At 70.1% G+C, this 20,193-nt stretch carries 14 protein-coding genes; 10 read left to right on the top strand and 4 right to left on the bottom strand.

Features of this window, described 5'->3' with window-relative positions:
• Positions 1 to 26: 26 nt before the first annotated feature.
• The 9 genes from C9I47_RS08115 (at position 27) to C9I47_RS08075 (ending at position 10,365) form a co-directional block, all read left to right on the top strand.
• Complete coding sequence (locus C9I47_RS08115; RefSeq protein WP_111266288.1) at positions 27 to 1,421, top strand: amidohydrolase family protein; 1,395 nt, start codon at positions 27 to 29, stop codon at positions 1,419 to 1,421.
• A 9-nt stretch (positions 1,422 to 1,430) separates the two neighbouring features.
• Positions 1,431 to 2,441, top strand: a complete 1,011-nt coding sequence (locus tag C9I47_RS08110; RefSeq protein WP_111266287.1) for an amidohydrolase family protein — start codon at positions 1,431 to 1,433, stop codon at positions 2,439 to 2,441.
• Between the two features lie 63 nt (positions 2,442 to 2,504).
• Positions 2,505 to 3,779 (top strand): kynureninase, encoded by a 1,275-nt coding sequence (gene kynU, locus C9I47_RS08105; RefSeq protein ID WP_111266286.1) that lies wholly within the window; start codon positions 2,505 to 2,507, stop codon positions 3,777 to 3,779.
• Complete coding sequence (locus tag C9I47_RS08100) at positions 3,769 to 5,205, top strand: FAD-dependent oxidoreductase (protein WP_111266285.1); 1,437 nt, start codon at positions 3,769 to 3,771, stop codon at positions 5,203 to 5,205. Before kynU ends, C9I47_RS08100 begins: the two co-directional genes overlap by 11 nt.
• Positions 5,206 to 5,209: 4 nt before the next feature.
• The gene (sbcB, locus tag C9I47_RS08095; protein ID WP_111266284.1) at positions 5,210 to 6,649 is read left to right on the top strand and encodes an exodeoxyribonuclease I; all 1,440 of its coding nucleotides are present in this window, start codon (positions 5,210 to 5,212) and stop codon (positions 6,647 to 6,649) included.
• Positions 6,650 to 6,684: 35 nt separating this feature from the next.
• Positions 6,685 to 7,371 carry a DUF2461 domain-containing protein gene (locus C9I47_RS08090; protein ID WP_111266283.1) on the top strand — a complete coding sequence of 229 codons (687 nt, stop codon included), beginning with the start codon at positions 6,685 to 6,687 and terminating at the stop codon, positions 7,369 to 7,371.
• 250 nt (positions 7,372 to 7,621) lie between these two features.
• A complete protein-coding gene (locus C9I47_RS08085; protein ID WP_223250331.1) occupies positions 7,622 to 8,482 on the top strand; it encodes a hypothetical protein in 861 nt (286 codons plus the stop codon).
• A gap of 10 nt (positions 8,483 to 8,492) precedes the next feature.
• Positions 8,493 to 9,668, top strand: coding sequence for a DUF4785 domain-containing protein (locus C9I47_RS08080; RefSeq protein WP_145985452.1), 1,176 nt, complete (start codon positions 8,493 to 8,495; stop codon positions 9,666 to 9,668).
• A 145-nt stretch (positions 9,669 to 9,813) separates the two neighbouring features.
• Positions 9,814 to 10,365: a DUF2939 domain-containing protein gene (locus C9I47_RS08075; protein ID WP_111266281.1), complete on the top strand. Its 552-nt coding sequence runs from the start codon at positions 9,814 to 9,816 to the stop codon at positions 10,363 to 10,365.
• Between the two features lie 321 nt (positions 10,366 to 10,686).
• Here the strand turns inward: C9I47_RS08075 and C9I47_RS08070 are convergent, their stop codons facing one another.
• The 4 genes from C9I47_RS08070 to C9I47_RS08055 all read right to left on the bottom strand — a co-directional run bounded on the left by C9I47_RS08070 (position 10,687) and on the right by C9I47_RS08055 (position 18,996).
• Positions 10,687 to 11,595 (bottom strand): 5'-nucleotidase, encoded by a 909-nt coding sequence (locus C9I47_RS08070; RefSeq protein ID WP_111266280.1) that lies wholly within the window; start codon positions 11,593 to 11,595, stop codon positions 10,687 to 10,689.
• A 65-nt stretch (positions 11,596 to 11,660) separates the two neighbouring features.
• A complete protein-coding gene (locus C9I47_RS08065) occupies positions 11,661 to 12,431 on the bottom strand; it encodes an NAD kinase (RefSeq protein ID WP_111266279.1) in 771 nt (256 codons plus the stop codon).
• A gap of 95 nt (positions 12,432 to 12,526) precedes the next feature.
• Positions 12,527 to 17,542 (bottom strand): NAD-glutamate dehydrogenase, encoded by a 5,016-nt coding sequence (locus tag C9I47_RS08060; protein WP_111266278.1) that lies wholly within the window; start codon positions 17,540 to 17,542, stop codon positions 12,527 to 12,529.
• 293 nt (positions 17,543 to 17,835) lie between these two features.
• Positions 17,836 to 18,996, bottom strand: coding sequence for an acyl-CoA dehydrogenase family protein (locus tag C9I47_RS08055; RefSeq protein WP_111266277.1), 1,161 nt, complete (start codon positions 18,994 to 18,996; stop codon positions 17,836 to 17,838).
• Between the two features lie 237 nt (positions 18,997 to 19,233).
• On the opposite strand from C9I47_RS08055, the gene C9I47_RS08050 reads away from it, so the two are divergent.
• The gene (locus C9I47_RS08050; RefSeq protein ID WP_111266276.1) at positions 19,234 to 20,193 is read left to right on the top strand and encodes an ArsR/SmtB family transcription factor; all 960 of its coding nucleotides are present in this window, start codon (positions 19,234 to 19,236) and stop codon (positions 20,191 to 20,193) included.

The raw sequence follows: 20,193 nt of genomic DNA, 5'->3' as shown, positions 1-20,193 counted from the left end.
CGTCGCGCCGGGCCATCGCGCCTGCAATGACCATACTGGCGGTACTACTGGCGACGCTGGCGATGGCGGGAGCGGCATCCGCCCAGCCGGGGCCTCCCGACGGCGACCCGGCGGCCGACGCCGCGACCACCGTGATCCTCGCCGGGCACCTGATCGCCGAGCCCGGGCGGCCGGCCGCCGGCCCGCACACCCTGGTCGTCCGCGACGGACGCATCCAGCGGATCGTACCCGGCACCGATCCGGCCGCTGCCGGCGAGCCGGCGCAGGTGATCGACCTTGGCCGATCCTGGCTGATGCCGGGGCTGATCGACCTGCACATGCACCTGGGGATCTCGATGCATGCCGATCCCGGCACCGCCGGCGACGAGGCACGGATGGCCCTGCTCGTGGCCGCCTACGCGGGCGAGCTGGTCCGCGCCGGCGTCACCACGGTGCGCGACGTCGGCGACAACGGCGGCGTGGTGTTCGCGGTCCGCGACGCGATCGATGCCGGTCGCCTGCCCGGCCCGCGCATCCTCGCCGCCGGCCGGGTGGTCTCGCGCAGCGGCGGTCACGGCGCGCGGCGGCCACAGCCGGGCGAGATTCCCTACGAGCCGGCGGCCTGCGACGGCCGGGAGTCGTGCCGGCGGGTCGTGCGCGAGAACATCGAGCAGGGTTCGGACTGGATCAAGATGACCGTGTCCGGTTCCGGACGCGAGAGCGGCGGCCGCCCCGACGCCGCGCCGATCATGTTCGAGGACGAAGTCCGCGGCGCGGTCGACGCCGCCCATCAGGCCGGCCGACCGGTTGCCGCCCACGCCCACAGCACGCCGGCGATCGCGCTGGCGCTGCAGGCCGGCGCCGACACCATCGAGCACGGCACCTATTTCGACGACGCGGCCGCCGCCCGCTTCAAGCGCGGCGGCGCCTACCTGGTGCCGACCGCGTTCGTCGCCGACTACGTCGGCAGCCAGTTGCAGACGTTCGCCGGCGGCCGCGACGGCAAGCCGGCGGAGGAACTGGGACGCTGGGCCGAAGCCGCGGTCGCCAATCCCGGTCGTGCCTGGCGCGCCGGCGTGCCGCTGGCGCTGGGCACCGATGCCGGCCCCAGCTTCGCTGTCTCCGCGACGGCCCGCGAGATCGCGCTGTATGTCGCGGCCGGAGTCCCCGCCGCCGCCGCGCTGGAGGCGGCGACCGTCAACAATGCCGATGCCCTGCGCATGGGCGACCGCCTCGGGCGCCTGCGCGAGGGCTATCTGGCCGACATGATCGCGCTGGAGAGCGACCCCAACGTGGAGACCGCCACCCTGAGCGCGCCGCGCTGGGTGATGAAGGCCGGCCGAGTGGTCTGCGATCGCGACTGCGTGATGGGAACGCAGCAGGAGCCCGCGACCGGGAACCGGACACACGAGGACCGGGCAGAGCGGGACGCGAGCCGGTAGATTGACCCCATGCTGAAGATCGACACCCACGCCCACTACCTGCCGCGCGACTGGCCCGACCTGGTCAAGAAGTACGGCGACAACCGTTTCCCGGTGATCCACCACACCGACGACGGTCGCCACCGGATCTACAAGGACGGCAAGTTCTTCCGCGAGATCTGGTCCAAGACCTGGGACCCGCAGGAGCGCCTGGACGACTACGCCCGCTTCGGCGTCCAAGTGCAGGTGCTGAGCACGGTGCCGGTGATGTTCAGCTACTGGGCCAAGCCGCATCAGGCGCTGGAGCTGCACCAGTCGCTGAACGACCACATGGCGCGGACCTGCCACGACTTCCCCCGCCACTACGCGGGGATCGGCACGGTGCCAATGCAGTCGCCGCGACTGGCGGTGCAGGAGCTGGAACGCTGCATGGACCAGCTCGGCCTGCAGGGCGTGCAGATCGGCAGCCACATCGGCGACTGGAACCTGGACGCGCCGGAACTGTTCCCGTTCTTCGAGGCTGCCGCCGAACTCGGCGCCGCGATCCTGGTCCATCCCTGGGACATGATGGGAACCCCGTCGATGCCCAAATACTGGCTGCCGTGGCTGGTGGGGATGCCGGCCGAGCAGTCGCGCGCGGCCTGCTGCCTGATCTTCGGCGGCGTGCTGGAGCGGCTGCCGAAGCTGAAGGTCTGCATGGCCCACGGCGGCGGCGCCTTCCCGTACACCATCGGCCGCATCGAGCACGGCTTCAACATGCGCCCCGACCTGGTCGCGACCGACAACCCGCGCAATCCGCGCGACTACCTGTCGCAGCTGTACTTCGACTCCTGGGTCGCCGATCCGCGCGCCCTGCGCTACCTGCTCGACACCTGCGGCGTCTCCCAGGTGATGCTGGGCACCGATTATCCGTTCCCGCTCGGCGAACAATCGCCGGGCGCCGGCATCGCCTCGCTGGACCTGTCCGGTTCCGATCAGGCCCGCCTCTACCACGGCACCGCGCTGGAATGGCTCGGACTGCCGCTGTCCCGGTTCGAATAGGCCGCCCGCACAAGCCGCCCGAACGCTCCGTACGCCGCCGACACCGCCAAGAGATCCAACCGCATGACCGACCTGTTCGACCCCGCCCACGCCGCCCGTCTCGATGCGAGCGACCCGCTGCCGACGCTGCGCGAGCAGTTCCTGATCCCGCGCCATGGCGACGGCGAGCAGGCCTACTTCGTCGGCAATTCGCTCGGGCTGCAGCCGCGGCGCGCGCGCGACCACGTCGAGGAGGTGCTGCGCACCTGGGCCGAGGTCGCGGTCGAGGGCCACTTCACCGGCGAGTCGCAGTGGATGACCTACCACGGGCTGGTGCGCGAGCAGCTCGGCCGCCTGGTCGGCGCCAAGCCATCGGAAGTGGTCGCGATGAACACCCTGACCACCAACCTGCACCTGATGATGGTCAGCTTCTACCGGCCGACCCCGGAACGGCCGGCGATCCTGATCGAGGCCGGCGCGTTTCCGTCCGACCGCCACGCGATGGAGTCGCAGGTGCGCTTCCACGGCTTCGACCCGGCCCGCGACCTGATCGAGCTGGAACCCGACGAGCCCAACGGCACCCTCTCGATGGCGGCGATCGAGGACGCGATCCGCACCCACGGCCACCGCCTCGCCCTGGTGCTGTGGCCGGGGATCCAGTACCGCACCGGCCAGTTCTTCGACCTCGCCCGGATCGTGCGGCTGACCCACGCCGCCGGCGCGATGTGCGGCTTCGACCTCGCCCACGCGGCCGGCAACCGCGAGCTGGCGCTGCACGACAGCGGCGTCGACTTCGCGGTCTGGTGCCACTACAAGTACCTCAACAGCGGCCCCGGCGCGATCGCCGGCTGCTTCGTCCATGAGCGTCATGCCAATACCGATCGCCCGCGCTTCGCCGGCTGGTGGGGACACGAGCCCTCGACCCGGTTCCTGATGGGGCCGGACTTCACGCCCACCCCGGGGGCCGAGGGCTGGCAGTTGAGCAACCCGCCGATCCTCGGCATGGCACCGTTGCGCGCTTCGCTGGAGCTGTTCGACGCGGTCGGCATGCCGGCCCTGCGGGACAAGTCGCTGCGCCTGACCGGCTATCTGGAAACCCTGATCAGGCAGCGCCTGGACAGCGTGCTGCAGATCGTCACCCCGGCCGAGCCCGAGCGTCGCGGCGCGCAGTTGTCGCTGCGCGTCGCCGGTGGCCGCGCCCAGGGACGTGCCCTGTTCGATTACCTGGCCGAGAACGGCGTGCTCGGCGACTGGCGCGAACCGGACGTGATCCGGATCTCGCCGGCACCGCTGTACAACACCCATGCCGACATCCTGCGCTTCGCGCGAACCGTGGAGGCCTGGCGCGATGCCGCTTGACGACCTGGGCCGGGTGGAACGGCGCATCACCGTGATCGGGGCCGGCCTTGCCGGCGCCCTGTTCGCGACCCTGCTCGCCCGCCGCGGCTGGGAGGTCGAGGTGTTCGAGAAGCGCGGCGATCCGCGCCTGCGCGGCTACGAGGGCGGCCGCTCGATCAACCTGGCCCTGGCCGAGCGTGGCCGCCACGCGCTGCGCCTGGCCGGCGCCGACGAGGCGGTGATGACCCAGGCGGTGATGATGCGCGGGCGGATGGTGCATTTCAGCGACGGTCGCACCAGCCTGCAGCGCTACGGCCGCGACGACAGCGAAGTGATCTGGTCGGTGCACCGCGGCGAGCTGAACATCGTGCTGCTGGACATCGCCGAGCGCGCCGGCGTGCGCTTCCACTTCAACCGCGGACTGGAGAGCGTCGACTTCGACGCCCGCATCGCCCGCTATCTCGACGAGCGCGACGGCAGCCGTCACCAGGCGGCGTTCGAGGCCCTAGTCGGCGCCGACGGCGCCGGCTCGACCCTGCGCCAGGCGATGGCGGCCGAGACCGCGCTGGGCGAACGCAGCGAGTTCCTCGACCACTCGTACAAGGAACTGGAGATCCCGCCCGCCGCCGACGGCGGCTTCCGGATCGAGCCCAACGCCCTGCACATCTGGCCGCGCGGCCGCTACATGTGCATCGCCCTGCCCAACGACGAACGCACCTTCACGGTCACCCTGTTCTTGCCGAACAATGACCTACCGAACAATGACTTGCCCAACGACGACCTGCCCGACGGCGACGGCCATCGCGACGGCGGACCCAGCTTCGCCAGCGTCCGCAGCGGCGCCGACGCGCGCGCGCTGTTCGAGCGCGACTTCCCCGACGCGCTGCCGCTGATGCCGGCGCTGGAGGAGGACTTCCAGAACAATCCGACCGGCGTCCTCGGCACCCTGTACCTGGACTGCTGGCAGCTGGACGACCGCGCGGTCCTGCTCGGCGATGCCGCCCACGCGATGGTGCCGTTCCACGGCCAGGGCATGAACTGCGCGTTCGAGGACTGCGTCGCCCTGGCCGAGCACCTCGACGCCACCGCCGACCGCGCCGCCGCGTTCGCCGCGTTCGAGGCCGAGCGCCTGCCCAACTCGCGCGCGATCCAGGCGATGGCGCTGGAGAACTACCTGGAGATGCGCGATCGCGTCGACGACGACGACTACCTGCTGCAGCGGGCGCTGGAGCAGAAGCTCGCCGAGCGACACCCCGACCGCTTCATGCCGCGCTATTCGATGGTCAGCTTCCACCGCCTGCCCTACGCGATGGCCTTCGAGCGCGGCCGGCTGCAGCGCGAACTGCTGGTCGAACTGACCCGCGGCCACGACTCGCTCGACAGCCTGGACTGGGACCTGGTCGACGCGCGGGTGCTGGCGTGCCTGGCCCCGCTGCCGAACGACTGACGCCATGTCCGACAGCTTCCTGTTCTACGACCTGGAGACCTTCGGTACCGACCCGCGCGGCAACCGCATCGCCCAGTTCGCCGCGATCCGGACCGATGCCGACCTGGTCGAGGTCGAGGAGCCGATCAGCTTCTTCGTCCGTCCCGCCGACGACCTGCTGCCGTCGCCGGGCGCGACCCTGGTCACCGGCATCACCCCGCAGCATGCGGCCCGCGAGGGCGTGACCGAGGCCGAGGCCTTCGCCCGCATCTTCGATGCGATGTCGCGTCCGCAGACCTGCACCCTGGGCTACAACTCGCTCAAGTTCGACGACGAGTTCGTCCGCTACGGCCTGTTCCGCAACTTCTACGACGCCTACGAGCGCGAATGGCGCGGCGGCAACTCGCGCTGGGACCTGCTCGACGTGCTGCGCCTGGCGCACGCGCTGCGCCCGCAAGGCCTGGTCTGGCCACGCCGCGACGACGGCTTCGCCTCGTTCCGGCTCGAGCACCTGGCCGAGGCCAACGGCGTGCGCGAAGGCGACGCCCACGAGGCCCTGTCCGACGTGCGCGCGCTGATCGGCATCGCGCGATTGCTGAAGGCGGCACAGCCGAAGTTCTGGGACTACGCCCTGCGCCTGCGCAACAAGCGCTTCGTCGCCGGCATGTTCGACACCGTGGCGATGACGCCGCTGCTGCACGTCTCGCAGCGCTACCCGGCCAGCCGCCTGTGCGCGGCGCCAGTGGTGCCACTGGCGCGGCATCCGCGCATCGACAACCGGATGATCGTGTTCGACCTCGACCAGGACCCCGCCGCGCTGCTGGAACTGGAGGCGGCCGACATCGCCGACCGCCTGTACACGCCGGCCGCCGATCTGCCGGAGGGCGAGCGCCGGATCGCGCTGAAGGAGGTCCATCTCAACCGCTGCCCGGCCCTGGTCGCCTGGGCGCACCTGCGGCCGCAGGAGTTCGAGCGCCTGGGCATCGACCGCGACCTGGCCGAGGCGCGCGCGCGGACCCTGCGCGAGGCCGGTCCGGCGCTGGCGGAAAAGCTGCGGCGGGTGTTCGACGACGGCCGCGAGCGGCCGCCGTCCGATGTCGACGCCTCGCTGTACGACGGCTTCATCGGCGACGGCGACAAGCGGCTGTTCCGCGACGTGCGCAGCACCCCGCCGGAAGCGCTGGGCGCGGCGACCTTCGGCTTCCGCGACCCGCGCCTGCCCGAGCTGCTGTTCCGCTACCGCGCCCGCAACTGGCCATCGACGCTGTCGGCCAGCGAGCGGGCGCGCTGGAACGAGTACCGGCGCCGCCGGCTTCGCGACGGCGGCATCGCCGACTACGATTTCCCCCGCTTCGACGCCGAGATCGCCGCCCTGCGCCTGGAGCACACAGGCGACGGCCCGCGCCTGGCCCTGCTCGACCAGCTCGAGGCCTGGGGCCTGGAGCTGCGTTCCAGCCTCGGCTGATTCGCGCCCCGTCATCCGCCCCACGGAGTTCCCCGATGCCCGCCTATTTCAGCGATGCCAGCTTCAAGTTCCTCAAGGACCTCGCCCGCCACAACGAGCGCGAATGGTTCCACGCGAACAAGGCGCGCTACGAGTCCGAGGTGCGCGACCCGTTCAGGCGACTGCTGTCCGACCTGCAGCCGGCGCTCACCGAGGTCAGCGCGCACTACCGCTCCGAGCCCAGGGGCGTCGGCGGCTCGCTGTTCCGGATCCACCGCGACACCCGTTTCAGCCACAACAAGGCGCCCTACAAGACCTGGCAGGGCGCGCGCCTGTTCCACGAGCGCAGCCGCAATGTCGAGGCGCCCGGTTACTACATCCACCTGCAGCCGGGGAACTGCTTCGTCGCCGCCGGCATCTGGCATCCCGGCCCGGACAGCCTGCGCCGGATCCGCCACTTCATCCTCGACAACCCTGGCAGTTGGGCCGCCGCCACCGGCGACAAGGCGTTCCGGCGCCGCTACGCGCTGGACGACAGCGAGATGCTGACCCGGATGCCGCGCGGCTTCCCGCCCGAGTTCGAGCATGCCGAGGACCTGCGACGCAAGAATTTCGTCGCTTTCCGCAACATCGACGATGCGACGGTGACCGGGCCACGCCTGCGCTCCGTGCTGGAGAAGGACCTGGCCGGACTGGCGCCCCTGCTCGACTATCTGTGCGCGGCGCTGGATCTGGAGTTCTGAACGCGACAGCCGTCGCAATCGACATGCCGTCGTCACCGCGTCGTCACCGCGCCGAAACCCGCCACCCCAAGCCTTGCGTTCTGTGACCTGACGCCGCTTCCACGCCGCAACGCCGCATGACATACCCGTACGGATGGGTACGCTCAGGGACGATGCGCCATAGGGGTGGCGCAGGAAACGACCCAGCACTCAGACCGGCGGCATGAGCCGTGATGGGCCACGGCCGCTCCAAGGAAAGGGGAAACACATCATGCGGAAACTCGCCTGCGGCCTGCTGATGGCCGCGCTCGCGCCATGCGCCTACGCCGAAGTCACCGGCGTCGCCTTCGTGCACGGCACCGGCAAGCAGACCAACGCCTACCAGGACTACTGGCAACCGGCGATGGTCAACTCGGTGCGCCAGGGGCTGCCCGACAGCGCCAACTACACGGTCATCAACTGCGATTTCGAGCAGTACATGTGGGACAACCGCGCCGCCGGCTGCCTGGCCGACCAACTGACCAGCTTCATCAACAACCGCGGCATCACCCGGCTGATCGTCATCACCCACTCCAACGGCGGCAACGTGATGCGCTGGATCATGTCGAACCCGACCTGGGACAGCCGCTATCCGAACATCATCAACAAGACCGTCCGGGTCAACGCGCTGGCGCCGTCCTCGGCCGGCACCCCGCTCGCCGACGCGGTGATGAACGGCAACGCCTTCGAGCAGGCGGTCGGCTGGCTGCTGGGCTACGAGTCCGACGCGGTGCGCATGCAGCAGGTCAGCTGGATGGCCCACTACAACGCCCAGTACCTGTACGGCACCTCCGGGCGCCCGGCGCTGCCCAAGCCGTTCCGCAGCGTGGTCGGCAGCGATGTCGACTCCTCGCCGTTCGACTCCGACAGCTACTGCGGCGGCTACTGGGAGAACGTCGGCCTGGAGACGACCCAGAACTGGCTCAACAGCTGTTCCGACGGCTTCCTCGACTGCAGCAGCCAGTCGGCCGCCGGCACGGTCTGGTTCGTCGACAAGGACCGCACCGCCGGCCGCGAGCCGCTGAGCCACAACCAGAGCCGTCGCGCCTGTTTCCGGCTCGACACCATCCTGCGTTCCGACGTGCAGCAGTGAGGTGACCGCCATGTCCAAGCATCGAATTCTTGCCCTGTCCCTCGCCGCCCTGCTCTCGGCCCCGCTGGCCGCCAACGCCTCGCAACCGCTGTTGCCGGCCGGCGGCGGCGACCAGGTCCCGCAGCGACTGACCGCCGCGCCGGTGCCGGCCGGCGACTTCGAACGCGCCCCGGTGTCGTTCTCGTGGCCGCTCGACCCCAATGCCGAGCTGTCCGCGCCCGCCCCGCATGCCGCCGAGAGCCGCGAGTTCTGGATGACCGTCGACGGCGCCGAACTCGAACGCGGCGTCGATGTCGGCCTGACCGCTCCCGGTGCGCTGATCCGGGTCAGCCCGGCCCGCGGCGCCGCCCCGATCGCCCCCGGACGCCTGCAGATGCAGCAGGCCGGCCGCGCGATCCCGCTGCAGGCGATGGCCACCGACGCGCAACTGCGCGCGACCGGAATGGCGGTCAACCCGGGCACCGCGGTGGTCCGCGCCGACCGTTCCGCCAGCGCCGGCCGCTACCGCCTGCAGGCCGCCGGCGCCGACGGCCGCTACGTGGTCCACGTGTTCGAGCCCGACAGCGACCTGGTCCTGCACGCCCAGCCGCGTCGTCACCACGCCCTCGAGAACGGCCGCATGCAGGTCGACGTTCGCATGCAACGCGGCAAGCAGGGCATTCCGGCGCGCGCCGAGGCGTTGCTGGTCGCGCCCGACGGCGAGAGCTTCCCGGTCAGGCTGCGCCTGGACAGGCAGGGCCGGGGCACCGCCGACGTGCGCCTGCCGGCCCATCACAGTCGCCAGCCCGGGCTGTGGGAGCTGCAGGTATTCACCAACGATGGCGAAACCGCGCGCGACGCCCGTACCGCGTTCGCGGTGGCCGCGCCGACCGCGCGCCTGGACGGCGGCTTCCGCGCCGACCCGGGCAAGCTGCAGATCGTGCTGCCGGTCGAGGCCGCGGCCGAGGGCCGCTACGAGGTCCGCGGCGTGCTGTACGCGACCGCGCCCGATGGCGTGCGGCGGCCGGTGTCGCAATCGCACTCGGCCGCCTGGCTGGCGGCCGGCGACGGCGCGCTGACCCTGAAGTTCGATCCGGCCCACCTGCCGCGCGGCTATCACGCCCCGTTCGAGGTGCGTCAGCTCGAGCTGCACGATCAGACCCGGATGGCACCGCTGGAAGTGCGCGAGCGCGGCCTGCGCTTCTGATCGCCGTGCGCGCGGCGGCCGCCCCCCGCGGCCGCCGGCATCGGCAGCGCACGCAACCCCGGCCCGCCGCGGCCGGGGTTGCGTCTACACTGGACGGCGCGGCGGTCCTGCGTCGCGACCGTCCCACCTTGTCCGCCTGGATCCGATGAAGAAATTCCTGCTGTCGCTCATCCTGCTCGCCGCGGTACTGGCCGGCCTGTATCTGGCCTCGCCGCTGTACGCGGTCAACGGCATCCGGACCGCGCTGCGCGAGGACGACGCCGCCGCTCTCGCCCGCCATGTCGACTTTCCCGCGTTGCAGGACAATCTGCGCGCACAGAGCGAGGATTTCATCGCCCGCCAGGCCGGCCCGGTGATCGGCGACAGCCTGCTCGGCTCGGTCGCGATGGCGGTCGCCGGGCACCTCAGCGGCAGCCTGATCGACTACGTCGCCACCCCCGATGGCGTCGGCGTGCTGATGCGCGGGCGGGTCGCCTGGCGCCAGGGCACCGCCTCCGGCCTGGAGCTGGACAAGCCGGTCAGCACCGAGCCGGCGCCGGACCCGTTCGAGCACGCGCACTACCGCCTGCAGTCGCACGACCGCTTCAGTGTCGGCCTGGACAACCCCGGACAGATGCCGGTCGAGGTCGTGCTGCGCCGGCAGGGCCTGAGCTGGAAGGTCGCCGAGATCAACCTCGGCGAACAGGACCAGGGCTGAAGGAACGGTATCCGGCTGCATCCAGATACCGCGGCTCACGCCGCGCGTACGGGAGAAGGCCATCGCTTCTGTAGGAGCTGCGTGAGCTGCGACCAGGCCTTCCCATGAAAGCCCCATCGTGGCTTACGCCGCTCCTACGAGATAGGTATGGACGGCCCAGCCCCCTGAGTCAGGGGGCGATTCGCGCCGTAGGTGCGAATGGGGGTGTGGAAGCGCAACGGCGGGGCCCAAGGTTTGCGAAGCAAACTTCGGGGATTCCCGGGCGCAGCCCGGGGATCACGGCGTAAGCCGCGATCCCTGACTGAACGGCGACGGCCGCCGTCAGTCGCGGTTGGCGATGCCGTGCGGTACGTGGCCGGCGGCGACCAGGCCGCGCGCCGACTCGATGTTGTGGACCGAGTCGTCGAAGAAGATATCCGCGCCGAAGGCGTCCAGGAACGGGCCCTTCGCGCGACCGCCCAGGAACAGCGCCTCGTCCAGGCGGATGCCCCAGTCGCGCAGGGTGCGGATCACCCGCTCGTGCGCCGGGATCGAGCGAGCGGTGACCAGCGCGGTGCGGATCGGCGCGTCCTGGCCGACCGGGAACGCCGCCTGCAGCCGGTGCAGGGCATCGAGAAATCCGCGGAACGGCCCGCCCGACAGCGGCTCGCCGGCGCGGGCCCGCTCGTGCGCGGCGAAGGCGTCGAGGCCGCCCTCGCGCGATACCCGTTCGCCCTCGTCGTCGAAGATCACCGCGTCGCCGTCGAAGGCGATCCGCAACTGGTCGTGCCGTTGCTGCGCCGCCCGCGCCGGCAGCAGGGTCGCCGCGGCGACCCCCGCCTGCAGCGCGCTGCGCACGTCCTCGGCATGGGTCGACAGGAACAGGTCGGCGCCGAACGGGCGGATGTAGGGGAACGGCGGCGAGCCGTTGCTGAACGCGGCACGCTTGATCGACAGCCCGTGATGGGCGATCGAGTTGAAGATGCGCAGCCCGGTATCGGCCGAATTGCGCGAAATCAGGATCACCTCGACCCGTGGCGCCTCCGGCGGCGCGCCATCGTTGAGCCCGAGCAGCTTGCGCACCAGCGGGAAGGCGACGCCCGGCGGCAGGATGTCGTCCTCGTGGTCGCGCTGGTAGTCGGCGTAGGCATCGATGCCCTGGGCCTCGAACAGCGCATGGCTGTCCTCGAGGTCGAACAGGGTGCGCGAGGATATCGCGACGATCAGGGGGTCGGCATCACGGTCTGGCATGCCGCCATTGTGCCCTGCTCCGGTGTCATCCGCTGAGACTTTCGCCGCCGCAAACGGCGGCGCGCTCAGCTGGAGAACTGCTCGGCCAGGATCCGCTCCTCGAGATTGTGCTCGGGGTCGAACAACAGGGTGACCGTGCGATCGCGCGACTCGCGGATGGTCACCTCGACCACGTCGCGGACCTCGTGGGAGTCGGCGGTCGCGCTGACCGGCCGCTTGTACGGGTCCAGCACCCGGAACCTGACCTCGGTATCGGCCTTCAGCACCGCGCCGCGCCAACGTCGTGGCCGGAACGCGGCGATCGGAGTCAGCGCGATCACATTGGTCCCCAGCGGCAGGATCGGGCCGTGCGCGGAGAAGTTGTAGGCGGTGCTGCCGGCCGCGGTGGCGACCAGCACGCCGTCGCTGATCAACTCGTCGAGACGGACCTGTCCATTGAGTTCGATCGACAGATGCGCGGCCTGGCGGGTCTGCCGCAGCAGCGAGACCTCGTTGTAGGCCAGCGATCCGACGGTCGCGCCGGACTCGGTGACCGCGACCATCTCCAGCGGCCTCAGCACCGCCGGCTCGGCCGCGTGCAGGCGTTCGAGCAGACCGTCGGGATGGTGATGGTTCATCAGGAAGCCGACGCTGCCCAGCTTCATTCCGTAGACCGGTTTGCCCTGCCCGCCGTAACGGTGCAGGGTCTGCAGCATGAAGCCGTCGCCGCCGAGCGCGACCAGCACGTCGGCCTCGGCAGGGTCGTGCTGGCCGTGCCGGGCGACCAGTTCCTCGAAGGCCTGTCCGGCCCCCTCGGCGGGGCTGGCGAAGAAGGCGATCCGGGGCGATGCGGTCATCGGCGACTCCTGGTGGCTTCGGCCGAGGATACCCCGGAGGCGCTACGTCCGCCTCCGGGCCCCGCGGTTGCGACGATGGATCGCGCCGCCGGCACTCAGACGCTGGTGCCGGCGACCTGGGCCAGCCGGCGCACCGCCACCGACACGGTCGGGTAGTCGACCGCCTTCTGGTTCAGCAGTTCCGACAGCATCGCCTGGGTGAAGCGCAGCGACGGGTCGTCGCGGTTCAACCACGCCTCGACCTTGGCGCTGGCCGACTGCCTGCCGCCGCTGGACAGGATCTGCCCGACCAGGGCGCGCTGCTGCACGCCCAGCTCGTCGCGCAATGCGCCACGCGCGAGCGCCTGCCAGCGACCGTCGACCTCCAGCGCATCGATCTGCTCGTACAGCCACGGCATGTGCAGGGCCGCGCCGAGCGCGAAGTAGGCGCAGGCGACCTCGGCCGGCGGCAGCCGGCGGGCGTTGGCCACCTCGACGATGTCGCAGCCGAATTCCAGCAACGGCAACGCGGCCAGCTGCTCGGCCAGCGGGGCCGGGAAGCCCTTGTCCTTCCACTCGGTCTTGCGCGCCTCGAAGCCCTCGCGACGCACCTCCGACATCGCGGTCGGCAGCGCGGCCTGCACCGCCTTGAGACCGGCGCCGTAGCGCGCCATCGCGTCGGTGATCTCCGGAATCGCCCCCGGTCGCGACAGCAGCCAGCGCGACATGGTCCGCAGCAGGTGCCAGATCACCTTCAGCGCGTCGATCTGCACCGACTCCGGCACCTTGCCGTCGAGCGCGTCGATCTGCGCCCACAGCGCCCGCGCGTCGATCGCCTCGCGGCTGATCGTATAGGCCTTGGCGACCTCGGCGGCGCTGCGGCCGGTGTCCTCGGTCATGCGCAGGGTGAAGGTCGCGCCCATGCGGTTGACCATCGAGTTGGTGACCGCGGTGGCGATGATTTCGCGCTTGAGCCGGTGGTGCTCCATCGACCCGGCGTACTTCTTCTGCAGCGGTTGCGGGAAGTAGCGCACCAGTTCCTTGGACAGGTACGGGTCCTCGGGAATGTCCGACTCCAGCAACTGCTGGTAGATCACCAGCTTGGCGTAGGACAGCAGCACCGACAGTTCCGGACGGGTCAGGCCCTGGCCGCGCGCCTTGCGCTCGGCGAGCTCGGCGTCGCTGGGCAGGAACTCGATCTGGCGGTCGAGCAGGCCCTGCTGTTCCAGGGTGCGGATGAAGTGCTGCTTGGAGCCCAGCCGCGGCACGCTCATCCGCTCCATCAGGCTGATCGCCTGGTTCTGGCGGTAGTTGTCGGTCAGCACCAGCGCCTCGACCTCGTCGGTCATCGCCGCCAGCAGCTTGTTGCGCGCCGGCACCGTCAGCTTCTTCGCCTGGACCTCGCCGTTGAGCAGGATCTTGATGTTGACCTCGTGGTCGGAGGTGTCGACACCGGCGGAGTTGTCGATGAAGTCGGTGTTGAGCAGCACGCCATGATGCGCGGCCTCGATGCGGCCGAGCTGGGTCAGGCCGAGGTTGCCGCCCTCGCCCACCACCTTGCAGCGCAGATCGCGGCCATTGACCCGCAGCGCGTTGTTGGCGCGGTCGCCGACGTCGGCGTGGGTCTCGCTGGCGGCCTTGACGTAGGTGCCGATGCCGCCGTTCCACAGCAGGTCGACCGGCGCGCACAGGATCGCGCTCATCAGCTCGTTCGGGCTCATCGCCTCGATGCCCTCGTCGATGCCCAGCGCCTCGCGCGCCTGCTTCGACAGCGGGATCGACTTGGCGCTGCGCGGGAACACACCACCGCCCTTGCTGATCAGCGCGGTGTCGTAGTCCTGCCAGCTGGAGCGCGGCAGCTTGAACAGCCGCTGGCGCTCCTTGTAGGAACGCGCCGCCTCCGGCTCCGGATCGATGAAGATGTGGCGGTGATCGAACGCGGCGACCAGGCGGATGTGCCTGGACAGCAGCATGCCGTTGCCGAACACGTCGCCGGACATGTCGCCGATGCCGACCGCCGTGAAGTCCTGCTTCTGGCTGTCGCGGCCGAGCGCGCGGAAGTGGCGCTTGACCGACTCCCAGGCGCCCTTGGCGGTGATGCCCATGCCCTTGTGGTCGTAGCCGACCGAGCCGCCGGAGGCGAACGCGTCGTCGAGCCAGTAGCCGTGCTCGCGGGCGATGCCGTTGGCGATGTCGGAGAAGGTCGCGGTGCCCTTGTCGGCGGCGACCACCAGGTAGGGATCGTCCTGGTCGTGGCGGACCACGTCGCGCGGCGGCACCACCTTGCCGTCGACCAGGTTGTCGGTGATGTCGAGCAGGCCGTTGATGAACATCTTGTAGCAGGCCACGCCCTCGGCCCACACCGCGTCGCGGTCGCCATCGGCCGGCGGACGCTTGCTGATGAAGCCGCCCTTGGAGCCGACCGGCACGATCACCGTGTTCTTCACCATCTGCGCCTTGACCAGGCCCAGCACCTCGGTGCGGAAGTCCTCGCGGCGGTCCGACCAGCGCAGGCCGCCGCGGGCGACCGGACCGAAACGCAGGTGGATGCCCTCCACGCGCGGACCGTAGACGAAGATCTCGCGGTAGGGGCGCGGCTTGGGCAGGTCCGGCACCTTGGCCGAGTCGAACTTGTAGCTGACGTAGCCCTTGTCGGCACCGTCGTCGGCCCCGCCGTTCTGGTAGTAGCTGGTGCGCAGGGTCGCTTCGATCACGCCCATGTAGCTGCGCAGGATGCGGTCCTCGTCGAGGCTGGAGACGCGGTCGAGCAGGACCTTCAGCGCCTTGCGGGTCGCCTCGGTCTGTGCCTCGCGCTTGCCGGCGCGGGCCTCGATGACCGGCGCCAGCGCCGCCAGCGCGGACGCGTCGCCACCGGCCAACCGTTCCAGCTCGGCGCGGAACGCCGCCATTCCGGCCTTGATCTCGGCCTTGCTCTCGCCGCCGGTGGACGGATGGAAGCGGGCCTCGAACAGCTCGACCATCAGCCGCGCCAGCAACGGATAGCGGGCGAAGGTCTGCTCGACATAGGCCTGCGAGAACGGCACCCCGACCTGCAACAGGTACTTGCAGTAGGCGCGCAGCATCGCGACCTGGCGCCACGACAGGCCGGCGCCGAGAATCAGGCGGTTGAAACCGTCGTTCTCGGCATCGCCGCGCCAGATGTGGGCGAAGGCGTCCTCGAAGTTGGCGCCCAGTTGCTCGATGTCGATGTCGCCGCCGGCGGACTCGACCTCGAAGTCCTGGATGTACAGCGGAACGTCGTCGACCAGGATCCGGAACGGATGCTCGGCGATCACCCGCAGCCCCATGTTCTCCATCATCGGCAGCGCGTCCGACAGCGGAATGTCGTCGAGCTGGCGGTAGAACTTGAAGCGCAGGCCGCCGACGCCCTCGTGCTGGCGGCACAGGCTCAGGCCCAGGTCGTCCGGGCCGGTCAGCGCGGCCAGGTGATCTACGTCGCCGGCGGCGGCCTCGGCGCCGGAGTGCTGGATGTAGCCGGCCGGCAGCGCACGGCCGAAACGCTGGCTGATGTGCAGGCCTTCCTGCTCGCCATGGCGACGGATCAGCGCGTCGCGCAGGTCGTCCTGCCAGTTGCGGACGATCTCGGCCAGCTCGGCCTCGATCGCGGCATGATCGATCTCGATCGCCTCACCGGACTTCGGCCGCACGATCAAGTGCAACTGCGCCAGCGGCGACTCGCTGAGCTGCACATTGGTGTCGATGTGCTCGCCGCACAGGACCCGCTTGAGCATCGCCTCGATGCGGTGACGGACCTCGGTGTTGAAGCGGTCGCGCGGGATATAGGCCAGGCCCGAGAAATAACGGCCATAGCGGTCGCGGCGCAGGAACAGCTTGCTGCGCACCCGCTCCTGCAGGCCGAGGATCGCCATCGCGGTGCGCAACAGCTCGTCGCCGCTGGCCTGGAACAGCTCGTCGCGCGGCATCGTCTCCAGGATGTGGCGCAGCGCCTTGCCGTTGTGGCTGTTGGGCGCCAGCCCGGAGCGCTCCATCACGTACTCGTGGCGCTCGCGCACCAGCGGGATGTTCCACGGGCGCGAGGTATAGGCGCTGGAGGTGTACAGGCCGAGGAAGCGCTGCTCGCGGACCGGCTTGCCGGCGGCATCGAAGTCGAGGATGCCGACATAGTCCATGTAACCGGGCCGGTGCACGGTGGCGCGGGCATTGGTCTTGGTCAGGATCAGCGCGTCGACCGCGCCGGACTGCGGCATGAAGTGGGCCGCCAGCGAGGTCAGCAGGCGCGGCTTGCCGACATCGCCCGCGCGCAACAGGCCCAGGCCGCTGTCCTTGACCGCGCTCAGCACCTCCACGCCCTTCTGGCGGGTCACCTCGTACTCGCGGTATCCCAGCAGGGTGAAGTGGTTGTCCGCCGCCCAGCGCAGGAACTCCCGGGCCTCGCGCCGGCCGGCCTCGTCGACCGGCGAATGGCGGTTCGGCAGCTCATCGGCGATCTCGACCATCCTGTCGCGCATCGCCTGCCAGTCGACCACGATCGCGCGCACGTCCGCCAGCACCGCCTGGATGGCCTGCTCGATGTCGGCCATGGAGTCGCTGGCCTGGCGGTCGATCTCCAGGTGCATCAGCGACTCGGAATTGCCGGAGCCGATCGCGGTCACCCGGCCGGAGCGGTCGCGCTCGAAACAGACCACCGGGTGGCCGAGCACGTGCACGCCGATCCCCATCTCCGCCAGCCGCATCGTGATCGAGTCGACCAGGAACGGCATGTCGTCGTTGACGATCTGCAGGACCGTGTGCGGCGACTCCCAACCATGCGACTTCACTGTGGTGTTGAACAGCCTCACCAGCGCCTTGCCGGACCTGCGCACGCGCGCGAAATCGAGGAAGTCGGCGGCCAGTGCCGCCCAGCCCGCGGCGCTGTGCTGGGGCAGTTCGTCGTCGCCCATGCGGACATAGAAGGCCTTGACGAAGGCCTCGGCCTCGGCCTGGCGCGCCTTGGGCAGTTTCTTGCGCATCGCGGCCACGATCGGAGCGAGGGAGACCGCATCGTTGCCCGAAGCGGCTTGGCCGGCGGTCGGGTTCGCGCGCTTGACGGACTTGGCAGTCTTGGCGGTCTTGACGGCCTTCTTCTTGGCAGGAGTCTTGGAAGTGCTCATGGGTGCTCAGGGCTCATGGAATCCGGGATTCCAATGCAGTGAGGCCCACGCTTTCGCGCGGGCCGCTCGGGGGTCATGTGGGAGAAACCGCGCAGGTGTGGGCTGAACAGTCTTCGACGGTCATAACAGGGGCTATTGCACGCCCCATCGCGTGAACAGGCAATGACGCCGCGGCGACCGGCGCGATCGCGCAAAGTCGGCGCGCGGGGTCGCGACCACGCCCGTTGCCGGACGATCGGCAACGGCACGCGGAAGACCGGCCCCGGGAGGCGTTCATGGCCTTGGACGGGCGCTCAGCGCAGGCCGGTCTCGTTGCGGGCTATCACCAGGCGCTGGATCTCGCTGGTGCCCTCGTAGATCTCGGTGATCTTGGCATCGCGGAAGTAGCGCTCCAGCGGCATCTCCTTGGAATAGCCCATGCCGCCGTGGATCTGCACCGCCTGGTGGCTGATCCACATCGCCGCCTCGGACGCGGTCAGCTTGGCGATCGCCGCCTCGTTGCTGAAGCGGCCGCCGTTCTTGTCGGTCTCGCCCTTGGTCCAGGCGGCGCGCAGGGTCAGCAGCAGCGCGGCGTCGAGCTTGCACTTCATGTCGGCGATCTTGGCCTGGGTCATCTGGAACGCGCCGATCGGCTGGCCGAAGGCCTTGCGCTCCTTCACGTACTCCAGGGTCTTCTCGTAGGCGGCGCGGGCGATGCCGATCGCCTGGCTGGCGATGCCGATGCGGCCGGCGTCGAGCACGCCCATCGCGATCTTGAAGCCGTGCCCTTCCTCGCCGAGCACGTCCTCGGCGCGGGCGACGTAGTCGGTGAACTCGATCTCGCAGGTGGCCGAGGCGCGGATGCCGAGCTTGGGCTCGGTCTTGCCGCGGTGGAAGCCCTCGCGCTGGGTATCGATCATGAACGCGGTGATGCCGCGCGCGCCCTTGTCCGGGTCGGTCATCGCGAACAGCACGATGTAGCGGGCGACCGGACCGGAGGTGATCCAGCTCTTCTTGCCGTTGATCACGAAGCTGCCGTCGTCCTGCTTGACCGCCTTGCAGCGCATCGCGGTGGCGTCGGAGCCCGACTGCGGCTCGGTCAGCGCGAACGCGCCGATCTCGCGGCCCTCGGCGATCGCGCGCACGTAGGTCTGCTTCTGCTCCTCGCTGCCGAACTTGAGGATGCCGTTGCAGAACAGCGAGTTGTTCACCGACATGATGGTCGAGTGGGCGGCGTCGCCGGCGGCGATCTCCACCATCGCCAGCACGTAGCTGACCGGGTCCATGCCGGCGCCGCCGTACTCGGCCGGCACCTCGATGCCCATCAGGCCGTTCTCGCCGAGGGTGCGGATGTTCTCGAGCGGGAACTCGCCGGTCTGATCGTGGTGCTCGGCGCTCGGGGCGATCTTCTCCTGGGCGATGCGCCTCGCCACGTCCTGGATCATCAACTGCTCGTCGGTAAAGCGGAAATCCACGTCGGCACCTCGAAATCTATCCGGAGTGAAGCATCACCGGGCACGCCCGGATCGGCTGAACAATCCGGCCATTGTAGCTCCCGGACGCCGATAACCCCAGCCATGCCCGGCCCCGCCGACGGCCCCGGACTTGACCGCGGCAGCCCTGCGAATCAAACTTATCGCTATATCGCGATGATTTGATGGATGCGCCCGCCGGGTGCCACTCCGCATCGCCACGCACATCCAGGAGCCCGCATGGATCTCGAAGGCTGGTCGTCAAGGCTGAAGGTGTTCGCCGACGCCACCCGCGTCCGCCTGCTCGCCCTTCTCGAAGGCGAGGAGCTGACCGTCGCCGAACTGTCGGCGGTGACCCGGCTCGCCCAGCCGCGGGTATCGACCCATCTCGCCCGGCTCAAGGAAGCCGGGCTGGTCCGCGACCGCCGCTCCGGCGTCTCGGCCTACTACCGGTTCGAGGAGGATTCGCTCGATCCGGCCCAGCGCGCATTGTGGCAGACCCTGCGCCGCGGCAGCGACGATCCGCTGCTGCGCCAGGACGCCGAACGGCTGCCGGACGTGCTCGCCAGTCGCGCCGCCGACCAGAACTGGGCCGACTCGGTCGCCGGCGACATGGAGCGCCACTACTCGCCCGGCCGTACCTGGGAGGCGATGGCGCGCTCGGCGCTGCCGTTGCTGGAGCCCGGCGACGTGCTCGACATCGCGTCCGGCGATGGCGTACTGGCCGAACTGATGGCCCCGCACGCCCACCGCTATGTCTGCCTCGACGCCAGCAGCAAGGTCGTCAACGCCGCCACCGAGCGTCTGCGCCGGCTCGGCAACGTCGAGGTCCAGGAAGGCGACATGCATGCGCTGCCGTTCGCCGACGGCGAATTCGACCTGGTCGTGCTGATGCATGCGCTGACCTATGCCGACCACCCCGCGCGGGCGGTCGCCGAGGCCAGTCGCGTGTTGCGGCCAGGCGGCCGACTGCTGCTGACCAGCCTGGCCAGCCACGAGCACCGCAGCACGGTCGAGGCCTACGGCCACGTCAACCTCGGCTTCAGCGAGAAGGAGCTGCGCCGGTTCGCCGACCGCGCCGGGCTGGAGATCGTCAGCTGCGAGACGGTCACCCGCGAACGCCGCCCGCCCCACTTCGAGGTCATCGCCCTGATCGCGCGCAGCCCGCGGGCGCCGCGCAAGACACAGAGGAAGAGCTGA

This window comes from Marilutibacter maris (assembly GCF_003233695.1).
GTDB lineage: Bacteria > Pseudomonadota > Gammaproteobacteria > Xanthomonadales > Xanthomonadaceae > Marilutibacter > Marilutibacter maris.
Note: the sequence above shows the minus strand (reverse complement) of the source record. Positions and strands in the feature narration are given on the sequence as shown.